The organism is Aliarcobacter skirrowii CCUG 10374 (genome assembly GCF_003544835.1).
Classification (GTDB): domain Bacteria; phylum Campylobacterota; class Campylobacteria; order Campylobacterales; family Arcobacteraceae; genus Aliarcobacter; species Aliarcobacter skirrowii.
In genome coordinates, this window is sequence record NZ_CP032099.1 from 1,889,550 (window position 1) to 1,903,543 (window position 13,994).

Here is a 13,994-nt window from a genome sequence, read left to right on the forward strand (position 1 = left end):
CCTAATTATTTATCAACAATCATTGCTTTAAATTCAGCTTCAGCTGTAAGTTTACCATCAACATAAGCTTTACCTTCAAAAACCATTAAAGTACTCTTCATCTTTATTGCTGTTAATTCATAATCTAATCTATCTCCAGGACGAACAGGATTTCTAAATTTAGCCTTGTCGATACTCATAAAATAGATAACTTTATTTTTAAGCTCTTCATCACTTAAACCTGAACTTTTTAGTGCTAAAACTCCACCGCATTGTGCCATACCTTCTAAAATCATAACACCTGGATAGATTGGATGACCTGGAAAATGTCCTTGAAATGCTGGTTCAGAAATAGAGATATTTTTATATCCTTTTATAACTTTTCCCTCTTCCATATCTGTAATTCTATCTACTAATAGTAGTGGGTATCTATGTGGTAAAATCTCTTGAATTTGCATAATATCAAACATATATTTATCCTAAAAATTGAAAATTGCTAAAGATTATATCTAAAAGAAGTTTAGTTTTTTATAATCTTTGCAACATTTTGAGAACTTCCCTCTTTTAAATAATCTTTTAAAAGCTTAGAGTTTTGAAAAAAATCTTCTTTATTCATATTTTTATAGTCATTTAATAAATTTTCAACAGTTACATTTTTTTGTAAAAATTCGCTATGAAGTGGTCTATTGTACATTTTTTCAAAAAATATATTTGCAAGACCTACATAAGGAAGTTTTACAAAGATTCTTCCAATAAAAAAGTCTAATTTTTTTGCAATATAAGCAAGAGTAAAAGGAGTTCCAATTAGTGCTGCTTCAAGTGTTGCTGTTCCACTACAAATAAATGCATATTCAGCTTCTAAAAGTGATTTGTGAGCATCTTTTGATATTGTGAATTCGCTAATATCTCCATAAATCTCTTTTATATAATTATCATCAAATTTTGATGGAATTACTAACACATACTCTTTGTTTGGAATATGTTTTATTAACTCCTTAAATATAGGCATTAAGTTTTTTATCTCTGTTTTTCTACTTCCAGCCATAAATACAATTTTTTCTGTTTTTAAAAGCTCTTTTTTAAACTCTTTTATCTCATCCAATAAAGGATGTCCTACATAAGTTATTTTTTCCTTATTGCTATATAACTCACTTTCAAATGGTATGATTGAGCAAAGCTTTGAGCAAGTTGCCTCTAAAATTTTAACTCTTTTTCTTTTCCAAGCCCATGCTTGTGGAAGAATATAGTAAATAATCTCTTTATTTGGATAAACCTCTCTTAATTTTTTTGCCAATGGAAGATTAAATCCACTACTATCCATCAAAAGAACTTTGTCGCAATCTTTTGCTAACTTTACAAGCTCATCTCTAAGACGAAAAAAGAATCTGAGTTTTTTTAAAGCATCAACTATTCCCATAATTGCCAAATGACTTAAATCATAAAGAGGATTTCCTAAATCTTTATCAAAAACACCAACAAACTCTACACTATCATCTAAATATTTTTTTAACTCTTTTAAATGAACATTTGATGATGCTTCCATTGCACTTACTAAAATTTTCATATTATCTCCTCTTTTATATCTTCATAAATAATACTATTTATAAAAATCTCATATTTTTCATCAATAATTTTATCAACAACAATCAAAGCACTTAAATCAAAAGGATTGTTTAATATCTTATTTCTAACTATAATCTCATCTTCAAATTTAAGTTGATTAAATATCAACTCTTTTGTTGATTTATATCTACTATTAGAGATTTCATTAAACTTATCAATAGTAATAATTTTCACTTCATCTTTTACTAAATAATTAATTCCATCTTTTACATAATCTATTTTTGAACTTGTTTGATTTTTATTTATTGTTGAATAGGCAAAAATATAAGAGGAGATAGGCTCATTATTTACTACAACTTTTCCACTTAGTAATCTATAGTTTAAAAATCTTTGTTTAATTATTTTATACTCTTTATTGCTCTCTTCAAACTCATCTCTTTTTTTATATAGCTCTAATCTTTGTTCAATTGATTCTGGTAAGATTTGATTTGAAATAGGATTAAACATCTCATCCATAATCTTTTTTTGATGCTCTCTTTGAGAAGATAGGCCAAATAGACATCCACAATAATTTTGTCTATAAAGACTATTCTCTTTTACTCTTAACCCTTGAATCTGAGCTCCATTTCCACTTCTGTAATCTTTAAAAATAAACTTTATACCTGTTTTGTTTTCTAAATAGTTTCCAATAATTTCAAGCTTTTCTTGAGATTTCTTTGGAGATATCAACAAAGTAGTAGTAAAACTACTTTCACCTAACTCAATAGCTTTATTTACACTGTTTGCAAGTCTATCATCATAACAAACGGTACATCTATCTCCTTTTTCAGGAAGATGCTCCATCCCTTTTACTTTTTTTAACCACTCTTCAAGATTATATGGTCCTTCAATAAGTGGAATTCCTAATTTTTTACAAGAGTATTCAACATCTAAATATCTAAGTCTATATTCACTATATGGATGAATATTTGGATCATAAAAGTATCCAATAAGCTTCTCATTTGGAAACTCTTCTTGAATTCTTTCTAAAAAATAGTGGCTATCCACAGAGCAACAAATATGTACTAACAATTTTGTCCTTTTTTTAAAATAAGGTATAATTATAGTTAAAAAAATTTTAATAAAGGGTTTCTTATCAAAAATATCATCAAAATATCTCTTATTGCTTCAATATTTACAGCATGTAGTATAAAAGAGCCTCAAATATCATCAAATAGTGTAACAATACTTTTTAAAACTCCAAATATAAAATTTCATGATAGAGGTTTTATCTATAAGTATAAAAACTATACAAAACTTCAAGTATTTAGTTTAGGAAATTTAATTTTTGATGTAGATATTTATAATGATAAAATTTGTAAAGGTGTTTTTAAATGTCAAGATTTAAAAACATTTAATAAAGAGAATTTAAATGAAGAGTATGAAAATAGTTTTTTAAAAAACTTACTAGATGAGAATAAAAGAATAAGCTACTTTAAAGATGATAAGAATCAAATAACAATAAGAGTAATAAGAGATTAAATAGAATAATGAATAAATACATAAATTAATATAAAAATAAATAAAGATAGATAAAAAAAGCCTTCACCTAAACACTTGGAGGTAAGTGAATAGATAAAGGCTTGAATAAATACTCAAGAGCTGGCAGCGACCTACGTTTCCACCGGGGGACCCAGCAGTATTATCGGCGATGAAGTGCTTGACTACCAGGTTCGGAATGGGACTGGGTATTTCCACTTCTCTTTAGCCACCAACAAGTTGAGTGAAAAAAGTAAATAATAAATACTCTTTGCACTCAACTCAATTAGAGTTAAGAAAAAATAATGCTAAAGTCTTGGCTCTTAAAAAAATTTGCATTTTTTCAAGTAAACGCCTTTTTTTCTTTCTAAAAAAATAAACACAATTGTCTATTAAACATAAAAAGATATGCTTAATAAGATAGTAAACCAAAGAAAATTGTTAAAAATAAGCCAAACGTTCTATTAGTACTGGTCAGCTAAAGGGCTTACACCCATTACACATCCAGCCTATCAACCAGCTAGTCTTGCTGGGAACTTCAGGGAAAGTTCATCTTAGAGTTGGCTTCGAGCTTAGATGCTTTCAGCTCTTATCACATCCCAACGTGGCTACCCAACGATGCTCTTGGCAGAACAATTGGTACACCAGTGGTTGGTTCATCCCGGTCCTCTCGTACTAGGGACAAATCTCTTCAACTTTCCTACGCCCACGGAAGATAGGGACCGAACTGTCTCACGACGTTCTGAACCCAGCTCGCGTACCGCTTTAAATGGCGAACAGCCATACCCTTGGGACCGACTACAGCCCCAGGATGCGATGAGCCGACATCGAGGTGCCAAACCTCCCCGTTGATGTGAGCTCTTGGGGGAGATCAGCCTGTTATCCCCGGCGTACCTTTTATCCTTTGAGCGATGGCCCTTCCACGCAGAACCACCGGATCACTATGACCGACTTTCGTCTCTGTTCGACTTGTAGGTCTCACAGTCAAGCTAGTTTATGCCATTATACTCAACAAGCGATTTCCATCCGCTTTGAACTAACCTTTGTAAGCCTCCGTTACTATTTAGGAGGCGACCGCCCCAGTCAAACTACCCACCAGACATTGTCCTGAATGAGGATAACTCATCGCAGTTAGTAACTCAAATATTCAAGGGTGGTATCTCAAGGATGGCTCCGACTCTACTTGCGTCTAGTCATCATAGCCTCCCACCTATCCTGCACATGAATATCCAAGCTACAGTGTCAAGCTGTAGTAAAGGTGCACGGGGTCTTTCCGTCTTTCCGCGGGTAGGAGGAATTTTCACCTCCACTACAATTTCACTGGATCCCTCTTTGAGACAGCTCCCATCTCGTTACGCCATTCATGCAGGTCAGTATTTAACTGACAAGGAATTTCGCTACCTTAGGACCGTTATAGTTACGGCCGCCGTTTACTCGGGCTTCGATCAAATGCTTCGCTTGCGCTGACATCATCAATTAACCTTCGAGCACCGGGCAGGCGTCACACCTTATACATCCACTTACGTGTTAGCAAAGTGCTGTGTTTTTGGTAAACAGTCGGGAGGGACTCTTTGTTGCAACCTCTTTAGCTTTTTGAAGCAAGTTCATATACCAAAGTAGGCACACCTTATACCGAAGATACGGTGCTATTTTGCAGAGTTCCTTAAAGAGGGTTCTTCCACGCGCCTTAGAATACTCATCCCACCCACCTGTGTCGGTTTACGGTACGGGCAACATATAATAAACTTAGTGGCTTTTCTTGGCACGACAGTATCATCGATTCTCCATCTCCTCCGAAGAGTGTCAAGAGCCTGTAAGATCTCGGTCTAGTGTTAAGCGGATTTGCCTACTTAACAACCTACATCCTTCGAGCCACACTTCCATCCGTGACCTCGATTAACTCTATGCGTCCCCACATCGCGCTTATATGTTGGTATTGGAATATTAACCAATTTGCCATCGTCTACACTTTTCAGTCTCGACTTAGGACCCGACTAACCCTACGATGACGAGCATCGCGTAGGAAACCTTGGGTTTTCGGCGTTAAGGATTCTCACCTTAATTATCGCTACTCATGCCTGCATGCTCACTTCTATCCGCTCCAGCACTCCTTACCGGTATACCTTCAACGCTGAATAGAACGCTCTCCTACCACTCAATTAAAAATTGAATCTAAAGCTTCGGTGTACATCTTAGCCCCGTTATATTTTCCGCGCAGAATCACTAGACCAGTGAGCTGTTACGCTTTCTTTAAAGGATGGCTGCTTCTAAGCCAACCTCCTGGTTGTCACAGTAACTCCACATCGTTTTCCACTTAGATGTAACTTAGGGACCTTAGCTGTTAGTCTGGGTTGTTCCCCTCTCGACGACGGATTTTATCACCCACCGCCTGACTCCTGTGATTCCACATATAGTATTCATAGTTTGATAGGGTTTGGTACCGCGGTAAGCAGCCCTAGCCCATTCAGTGCTCTACCCCTATATGCTACAACACAAGGCTATACCTAAATATATTTCGGAGAGAACCAGCTATCACGAAGTTTGATTGGCCTTTCACCCCTATCCACAAGTCATCCCAAGACTTTTCAACGTCAGCGGGTTCGGTCCTCCACTGGCTCTTACACCAGCTTCAACCTGCTCATGGATAGATCACTTCGTTTCGGGTCTGCAGCATCTGACTATTTCGCCCTATTAAGACTCGCTTTCGCTACGGCTTCGCACTTGGCTTAACCTTGCCAGACACCACAACTCGCAGGCTCATTATGCAAAAGGCAGTCCATCACCCTGATAAATCATAGGGCTCTGAATGATTGTAAGCTAATGGTTTCAGGTTCTATTTCACTCTGCTCGCTGCAGTTCTTTTCACCTTTCCCTCACGGTACTTGTTCACTATCGATCTGTAAGTAGTATTTAGGATTGGAGGGTGGTCCCCCCAGCTTCAGTCAAAATATCACGTGTTCCGACCTACTCAGGATACCATTAAAGTTATTGATGATTTTAATTACAGGAGTATCACCTTCTATGCTTTAGCTTTCCAACTAATTCATCTATCATCTTTAATCTTATATTATGGTCCTACAACCCCCAATGCAAGCATTGGGTTTGTCCTAATCCCAGTTCGCTCGCCGCTACTATGGGAATCTCATTTGATTTCTCTTCCTCTGGCTACTGAGATGTTTCACTTCACCAGGTTCGCTCCCCGCAGGGTAACATATATCTCTATATGCTGGGTTGCCCCATTCGGAAATCCTCGGATCAAAGCTCTTTGGCAGCTCCCCGAGGCTTATCGCAGCCTAATACGTCCTTCTTCGCCTCTTACAGTCAAGGCATCCACCATTAGCCCTTAATAGCTTATAATCGGAACCTAAAAAAATCTTACGATTTTATTTAGGGTCCTCTTTTCTTGCCTAAAAGTTTTAGTTTAACTAGAACTTTTAAATTTGATAATATTCTTTGGCTACTATCTTATTAAACATATATACAAGTACATACTATAATAAGTTAGTTGTGTTATCTATAGTTTTATAATTATCTTTTCAAATAATTATCTTTTTTAGATATGAAATTTTTTTATTTAAAATTAAACATTACTATTTAATTTTACGAAAAAATTTTAAAGACTTTAACATTATATTTTTAAATATCATTTAGTAACTTCTTTTACAAAGCTCTAATATAAATCTTATAATCTCTTATAAAACTTATATTAAAACTTAAGTATGGTGGAGAATAGCGGGATCGAACCGCTGACCTCCTGCGTGCAAAGCAGGCGCTCTCCCAGCTGAGCTAATTCCCCAAACCAACAATCTTTAAAGATTATTTAATGGTGGGCCTATCAGGACTTGAACCTGAGACCTCACGATTATCAGTCGAGCGCTCTAGCCAGCTGAGCTATAGGCCCATTCACCTATACTTTTCGGTTAAATAATCTTTATAAACCAAATATGAGTTGTTAAAAAATATTGTTTTTCTTTATTTATATATTAAGAACCAAATCTTAATAATATTTCTTTGAAAGGAGGTGATCCAACCGCAGGTTCTCCTACGGTTACCTTGTTACGACTTCACCCCAGTCGCCAAATCCACTGTGGAAGGTAGCTACTTTAGCATCCCCGCTTCGAATGAGTTCGACTCCCATGGTGTGACGGGCGGTGAGTACAAGACCCGGGAACGTATTCACCGTAGCATAGCTGATCTACGATTACTAGCGATTCCAACTTCATGTAGTCGAGTTGCAGACTACAATCCGAACTGGGAGATATTTTATAAGATTTGCTCCACGTCACCGTATTGCCGCTCTTTGTATATCCCATTGTAGCACGTGTGTAGCCCTGGACGTAAGGGCCATGATGACTTGACGTCGTCCTCACCTTCCTCCTACTTGCGTAGGCAGTCTGTTTAGAGTTCTCAGCCGAACTGTTAGCAACTAAACACGAGGGTTGCGCTCGTTGCGGGACTTAACCCAACATCTCACGACACGAGCTGACGACAGCCGTGCAGCACCTGTATATAAGTTTCTGCAAGCAGACACCAATCTATCTCTAGAAAGTTCTTACTATGTCAAGTCCAGGTAAGGTTCTTCGTGTATCGTCGAATTAAACCACATGCTCCACCGCTTGTGCGGGTCCCCGTCTATTCCTTTGAGTTTTAATCTTGCGACCGTACTCCCCAGGCGGTACACTTAATGTGTTAACTGCATTACTGCAAGATCTAGTCTCACAACAACTAGTGTACATCGTTTAGGGCGTGGACTACCAGGGTATCTAATCCTGTTTGCTCCCCACGCTTTCGCATCTCAGCGTCAATTGTGTTCCAGTAAATCGCCTTCGCAATCGGTATTCCTTCTGATCTCTACGGATTTTACCCCTACACCAGAAATTCCATCTACCTCTCCCACATTCTAGATCAACAGTTTTCAAAGCAGTTCTATAGTTAAGCTATAGGATTTCACTTCAAACTTATTAATCCGCCTACATGCTCTTTACGCCCAGTGATTCCGAGTAACGCTTGCACCCCCCGTATTACCGCGGCTGCTGGCACGGAGTTAGCCGGTGCTTATTCATATAATACCGTCATTATCTTCTTATATAAAAGGAGTTTACGCACCGAAATGTGTCATCCTCCACGCGGCGTTGCTGCATCAGACTTTCGTCCATTGTGCAATATTCCCCACTGCTGCCTCCCGTAGGAGTCTGGACCGTGTCTCAGTTCCAGTGTGACTGATCATCCTCTCAAACCAGTTATGTGTCATAGTCTTGGTAAGCCATTACCCCACCAACTAACTGATACAATACAGGCTAATCTCTTACCAATAAATCTTTCCCTTTTAAACTTTTGTTTAAAAGGAGTATAAGGTATTAGCAAACGTTTCCATTTGTTATCCCTTAGTAAGAGGCATATTACCTATACATTACTCACCCGTGCGCCACTTAGCTGACAACTATAGCAAGCTATAGCCCGTTCTCGTTCGACTTGCATGTGTTAAGCACGCCGCCAGCGTTCACTCTGAGCCAGGATCAAACTCTCCATAATTTTTTTTATATCTATTTTCATAAATATATATTTGTTATAGTTTATTTGAATCTGACTTTTTTGTTTTTAATTACTTAATTACAAAATTATCACTCAAGTTATAGACAAGTTATAATTTTACTTATACTTGTTTCTTCATAATATTTTTTTAACATTTCTCATATTCAGTTTATAAAGATTACATCTTCTTAAACCGTCTAATCATAATTTTAAAGATCTTAATTTTAAACCGTACTGGTCAAATTGGACGGGAATTATAATAGGAAAATCTTACTTTGTCAAGAGGTTTGCGCTTAACTTTGGCTTAAATTTTGGAATTCTTTTATATTAATCTTTTATTTACAATTTTTTTATATTATAATCCCCATAATATAGCAATTTATTGTTATATGTATTAAAAAAAAATCTTAAGATTATAAGGAAGGGATTTATGTACAATAGAGATTATTTGACAGATCAGACAAATAGTTACTCAAATGAATCATCAAAACAAGCATATATAATGAGCTTTTTAAAAGCTACTTATCAACTTTTTGCAGGTTCACTTTTAGCAGCAACTGCTGGAGCTTATATTGGATTAGGAATTGTTAACTATATAGCTGGTCCTATGATGTGGGTTTTGTTTGCTATTGAGTTGGCACTTATATTTTTTGTAATTCCTAGAGTTAAACATACTCCTGGTGTAAATTTAGCTGTATTATTTGTATTTACATTTATTACAGGTCTTACAATTGCTCCTCTTTTAACTGCAATTTTTGCAATGCCAGGTGGTGCTTCAATTGTTGGTCAAGCATTTTTAATGACATCAATTGCTTTTGGTGGAATTTCAATGTTTGCTATGACAACTAAAAAAGATTATGGTTTTATGGGTAAATTTTTATTTATCGCTCTAATCATTATGATTGTTGCTGGTATTTCTAATATCTTTATTCAATCTTCAATGATGCAACTTGTAATTGCAAGTGCTGGTGCTTTACTTTTCTCTGCATTTATTTTGTATGATACACAAAATATAATCAAAGGAAATTATGACTCTCCAGTTGAAGCAGCTTTATCTTTATACTTAGATTTCTTTAATCTATTTATATCGCTTCTTCAAATACTTGGTATTATGAAAAATAATGAGTAATTTATTGGGGTAATTTTGCCCCAATATACTATATAAAATATGAATAACAATTTTTTACGAATAATCGACGCAAACCTTAATAGACTTAGAGAAGGAATTCGAGTTGTTGAGGATATTTTTAGATATGTATATAATGATAAGGAATTATCTACTAAACTAAAAGATTTGAGGCATCTTGCAAGAGTTGAGAACTTTTATGAAATTTTAGAGTCAAGAGATGTTCAAAATGATGTTTTAAGAGAGTCTATTAAAAGTGAACAAAATAGAGAAGATTTAAACTCAATTTTAATTGCAAACTTCAAAAGAGCTCAAGAGAGTTCAAGAGTTTTAGAAGAGCTTACAAAACTTTCATCTATTAAAGATAGTGAAAACTTTAAATATATAAGATATGAACTCTATATTTTAGAGAGCGTTTTAACAAAAATAACTTCAAACTCTAAATAGTTTAAGTTATACTCTTTATACAATCTTTTTGCACTTTCATAAGATAGTTCGCTACTACCACTTACACCTGATTTTTTAATATAATCAAAAAGCTCTTTTTTGTTATCAAACTCTAATTTATAATTTATAGTCTCAAATTCACAAATAAAATATTTGTTAAAAGCTTTTTTTATACTATTTTCATCAAGAATTGGTGATCTATTTTTGCTTATATTTTGAATTGTTTTAAATGTATTTGAGGTAAATAAAACTGCATTTATCTCTTTTGTAATTTTAGATAGATGTTCTACTAACTTTTCTAAATCTGCAGACCATTGAAGAGCTGATGAAGATAATACAATATCAAAGTTTTGATTTTTTGTGTAGTCTATAAACTCTTGAGAATCAAAATTTAAACTTTTCAACTCTAGATTCTTTGCCTTAGGATGAAGATTACACATCTGTTTTGAACCATCAATAGCTAAGTATCTATCAAAATCCCAACTGATATTTGAAAAAACCTGACCACTACCGCAACCTAACTCTAAAATATTTTTAGGTTTTGATTTTAGCTCACGAATCAAAGATTTTGCACAAATTTGTTGGATTATATTATATGATTGATACTCTTTTGCATATTTTGAGAATTGATTTTTTTTTTGCATTGTTCTCTTTAAAAAAAAATTTAATATACATTTTATCTATTTTAAATTTAGTTTTGGATAAAATAAACACCATTTTTAAAAAAGGAATATAGATAATGACATCTACACTTTTAATAGTTCAAATTGTTTTAGCGGTGCTAATTGTAATTGTAGTTCTACTTCAAAAGAGCTCAAGTATTGGTTTAGGAGCATATAGCGGAAGCAATGACTCTGTGTTTGGGGCAAAAGGTCCTGCTAACTTCTTATCAAAAGCAACTATGGCTTTAGGTATTGTATTTGTAATCAATACATTAATTTTAGGTTATTTATATAATCAAGAGAGAAATAAAAGTGCAATTGATAGCGTAAAAATTGAATCGCTAATTCCTTCAAGTCCAATTACTGAAACAAAAGAGAACACAGCACCAGCTGCACCACAAACTAAGTAAAAATTTAAAGGAGTTTTATATGTTGAATGAAATTTATTCACAAACAAAAGAGCAAATGGAGAAATCTATTGAGGCTTTAAAAAGAGATTACAAAACTTTACGAACAGGTAAAGTAAGTGTAAATATCTTAGATAATATAAAAGTTGATTATTATGGAACAATGACTGATTTAAGTCAAGTTGGTTCTGTATTAGCAACAGATGCAACAACAATTACAATTAGCCCTTGGGAGAAAAATCTTTTAGGAGCTATTGAAAAAGCTATACAAACTGCAAATATTGGAGTAAATCCAAATAACAATGGTGAAGTAATTAAACTATTTTTTCCACCAATGACAGTTGAGCAAAGACAAGAGACAGCAAAACAAGCTAAAATCATGACTGATAATGCAAAAGTTGCTATTAGAAATATTAGACAAAACTCAAATACAAAAGTAAAAAATCTTCTAAAAGATAAAGAGATTACTGAAGATGATAGTAAAAAAGCTCAAGATGAGATTCAAAAAATAACTGATGGTTTTGTAGCAAAGGCTGATGAAACTTTAAAAACAAAAGAGAAAGAGATTTTAACGGTTTAATTATGAATATAGAACAAATATATAAAGAATCAGATGCTTTACTTGAAGGGCATTTTAAATTAAGTAGTGGAAACCACTCACAATTTTATCTACAAAGTGCAAAAGTACTTGAAAATCCAAAAACTGCGAAACTTCTTGCTGAAGCATTAGCTCTTGAGATTAAAAAGTCTGGAATTAAAATTGATGCAGTTTGTGCTCCTGCGCTTGGTGGATTAATTGCTGGATTTGCACTTGCAACTGCTTTAGATGTAAGATTTATTTTTGCAGAACGAGCTGATGGTGAAATGACAATTAGAAGAGGTTTTAAAGTAAAAAAAGGTGAAAGATATCTAGTTTGTGAAGATATTATTACAACAGGTGGAAGTGCACTTGAAGCTGCACGTGAGATTGTAAAAGGTGGTGGTGAAGTTGTGGCTTATGCAGCACTAGCAAATAGAGGTTTTTGTCAAAGAGTAGGAAGCAGCAAAGAAAGAAAAGATAATTGCAAACTACCACTTGACAAACCACTTTTTGCACTTGCAGATTTTGCATTTGAGATGTATAGCCCTGAAAACTGCCCTTTATGCAAAGATGGAAGTGTTGCTATAAAACCAGGTAGTAGAGGAAACTAATGGCAAAATGGAGAGATGTAAAACAAAATAGAGCAAAAAATATTAAAACTAAAACTGTTTTACAATCATCTTCTAATTTTGTTCCTCTTTTTACACGATTTAAAGCTTTTTTAACTGACTTTTTTTTAATTACAACTCCAATTTTATATATCGTTATCTATTTAATAATGGGTGGGGGAGTAGAGTTTTCTCAAAATAGATTAGCTGGTTGGGCTATTATTTTATTTACAGTTTTATTTATTATTGCTATTTTTTGGCTAAAAAGTGGTCAAACTCCAGGTCTAAAAGCTTATGATTTAAAGCTTGTAGATAGAGAAACAAAATCTAGAGTAACTATTTTGCAAGTGCTTATTAGATATTTTGTTACACTATTTTCTATAATTTTATTTGCTCCTTTGTTTTTTGCCTATTTTAATAAAGATAGAAAAACAATCCAAGATATTCTTTCAAAAACAGATATTGTAAACGAAAAAGATGCTATTTTTTAATATATCAGCATTTTATTTTTTCTATTTTGCTGCTGTTGGAATATATGTAATTTTTTTACCAAAAGTTCTAAGCGATATTGGATATAGCACTTTTGATATTGGTCTAATTCTAGCAGTTGCTCCTTTAATGAAATTTGCTATGCCCTTTTTATTTTTAAAACATATAAATTTAAATAAATCTATGTTTAAAAAGGCTCTTTTTTTAACTGTTTTGGCTGTTGCCCTATTTTATATAACAATTGAACACTTCTATATTTTTATGTTAAATAATGCTTTTTTAGCAGCTTGTTTATCTTTAATTTTGCCATATCTTGAAGTTACAACAATTACAGTTTTAGGAAAAGATAGATATGGAAAAGCAAGACTTTATGGCTCAATTGGTTTTATGATTATTGCACTTGTTTTAGCAAAATCTCTAACATCTCCATTTATTGCATTACACTACTATTTAGCCGTTGTTGTAATTACTGTAATATTTGCTCTTCTTTTACTGAAAAATGATTTAGAAGCAAAGCTTAGTAATACTGGAGATGAAGTATTCTCTTTTTTAAAACATTGGGCATTTTGGGCAAGTATATTTTTTATGCAAGTTAGTTTTGGTGGATTTTATAACTTCTTTACAATTTATGAACTTGAGCATGGTTTATCTTTAGAGACAATATCTTATCTTTGGGCATTTGGTGTTGTATGTGAGATTTTAATGTTATATTTTCAAGCACCTATTTTAAAAAATAATCTTTTAGCAATCATAAAGTTTTGTGTAGGAATAACTATTTTTAGATGGTTACTTCTATATTTATATCCTCATTCACTTGAAATTGTATTTTTTACACAAGCTATTCATGCATTTTCTTTTGCTCTATTTCATAGTGCTGCTGTTATTTACCTATATTCACTTTATGATAATAAAAAATTAGCTCAGCAATTTATGTTTGGTATTGGTTATGGATTAGGTGGATTTGTAGGTGCATTTCTCGCAGGTGCTGTTTATGGAGAGTTTTTATTTTTATATAGCTTTATTTTTGCAATGCTATCTTTTATATCACTATTTTTTATAAAAAAACAGAAAATTTAACCATAA

General features: G+C 33.6%; 11 protein-coding genes, 2 tRNA genes and 3 rRNA genes. 7 read left to right on the forward strand and 9 right to left on the reverse strand.

The genetic code is table 11. The annotated features are described in order from the left end of the window. Positions 1–5: 5 nt before the first annotated feature. The 8 genes from fabZ to ASKIR_RS09845 all read right to left on the reverse strand — a co-directional run bounded on the left by fabZ (position 6) and on the right by ASKIR_RS09845 (position 8,592). Positions 6–449 (reverse strand): 3-hydroxyacyl-ACP dehydratase FabZ, encoded by a 444-nt coding sequence (gene fabZ, locus ASKIR_RS09805; protein ID WP_066162250.1) that lies wholly within the window; start codon positions 447–449, stop codon positions 6–8. A gap of 50 nt (positions 450–499) precedes the next feature. Next, positions 500–1,543 (reverse strand): lipid-A-disaccharide synthase, encoded by a 1,044-nt coding sequence (lpxB, locus tag ASKIR_RS09810; protein ID WP_066350489.1) that lies wholly within the window; start codon positions 1,541–1,543, stop codon positions 500–502. Then, positions 1,540–2,613, reverse strand: coding sequence for an epoxyqueuosine reductase QueH (locus ASKIR_RS09815; protein WP_115588060.1), 1,074 nt, complete (start codon positions 2,611–2,613; stop codon positions 1,540–1,542). Before ASKIR_RS09815 ends, lpxB begins: the two co-directional genes overlap by 4 nt. Positions 2,614–3,181: 568 nt before the next feature. Next, positions 3,182–3,297 (reverse strand): 5S ribosomal RNA (gene rrf / locus ASKIR_RS09825). 206 nt (positions 3,298–3,503) lie between these two features. Next, positions 3,504–6,417, reverse strand: a 23S ribosomal RNA gene (locus tag ASKIR_RS09830). A gap of 363 nt (positions 6,418–6,780) precedes the next feature. Continuing rightward, positions 6,781–6,856: transfer RNA gene (locus ASKIR_RS09835), tRNA-Ala, on the reverse strand. Positions 6,857–6,884: 28 nt separating this feature from the next. After that, positions 6,885–6,961, reverse strand: a tRNA-Ile gene (locus tag ASKIR_RS09840). A gap of 113 nt (positions 6,962–7,074) precedes the next feature. Further along, positions 7,075–8,592: ribosomal RNA gene (locus ASKIR_RS09845) — 16S ribosomal RNA — on the reverse strand. The 16S, 23S and 5S rRNA genes sit together here with 2 tRNA genes alongside, the layout of an rRNA operon. A gap of 430 nt (positions 8,593–9,022) precedes the next feature. Here ASKIR_RS09845 and ASKIR_RS09850 point away from each other — a divergent pair. After that, positions 9,023–9,721 carry a Bax inhibitor-1/YccA family protein gene (locus ASKIR_RS09850; RefSeq protein ID WP_066159914.1) on the forward strand — a complete coding sequence of 233 codons (699 nt, stop codon included), beginning with the start codon at positions 9,023–9,025 and terminating at the stop codon, positions 9,719–9,721. Positions 9,722–9,760: 39 nt separating this feature from the next. Further along, entirely contained in the window at positions 9,761–10,165 is a 405-nt protein-coding gene (locus ASKIR_RS09855; protein WP_066159917.1) for a thiamine-phosphate pyrophosphorylase, read from the forward strand. On the opposite strand, the gene ASKIR_RS09860 is transcribed toward ASKIR_RS09855, so the two are convergent. Beyond that, entirely contained in the window at positions 10,117–10,809 is a 693-nt protein-coding gene (locus tag ASKIR_RS09860; RefSeq protein WP_066159919.1) for a methyltransferase, read from the reverse strand. The genes ASKIR_RS09855 and ASKIR_RS09860 overlap by 49 nt on opposite strands. Before the next feature lie 95 nt (positions 10,810–10,904). On the opposite strand from ASKIR_RS09860, the gene secG reads away from it, so the two are divergent. From secG to ASKIR_RS09885, 5 genes are read left to right on the forward strand one after another with little or no spacing between them, the layout of a single operon-like run. Beyond that, positions 10,905–11,237, forward strand: a complete 333-nt coding sequence (secG, locus tag ASKIR_RS09865; protein ID WP_066159922.1) for a preprotein translocase subunit SecG — start codon at positions 10,905–10,907, stop codon at positions 11,235–11,237. 19 nt (positions 11,238–11,256) lie between these two features. Then, complete coding sequence (gene frr, locus ASKIR_RS09870) at positions 11,257–11,814, forward strand: ribosome recycling factor (protein ID WP_066355680.1); 558 nt, start codon at positions 11,257–11,259, stop codon at positions 11,812–11,814. Between the two features lie 2 nt (positions 11,815–11,816). Continuing rightward, a complete protein-coding gene (pyrE, locus tag ASKIR_RS09875) occupies positions 11,817–12,425 on the forward strand; it encodes an orotate phosphoribosyltransferase (RefSeq protein WP_066350109.1) in 609 nt (202 codons plus the stop codon). Then, a complete protein-coding gene (locus tag ASKIR_RS09880) occupies positions 12,425–12,913 on the forward strand; it encodes an RDD family protein (protein ID WP_066350108.1) in 489 nt (162 codons plus the stop codon). Before pyrE ends, ASKIR_RS09880 begins: the two co-directional genes overlap by 1 nt. Further along, complete coding sequence (locus ASKIR_RS09885; RefSeq protein ID WP_066350106.1) at positions 12,900–13,988, forward strand: MFS transporter; 1,089 nt, start codon at positions 12,900–12,902, stop codon at positions 13,986–13,988. Before ASKIR_RS09880 ends, ASKIR_RS09885 begins: the two co-directional genes overlap by 14 nt. Positions 13,989–13,994: the final 6 nt, after the last annotated feature.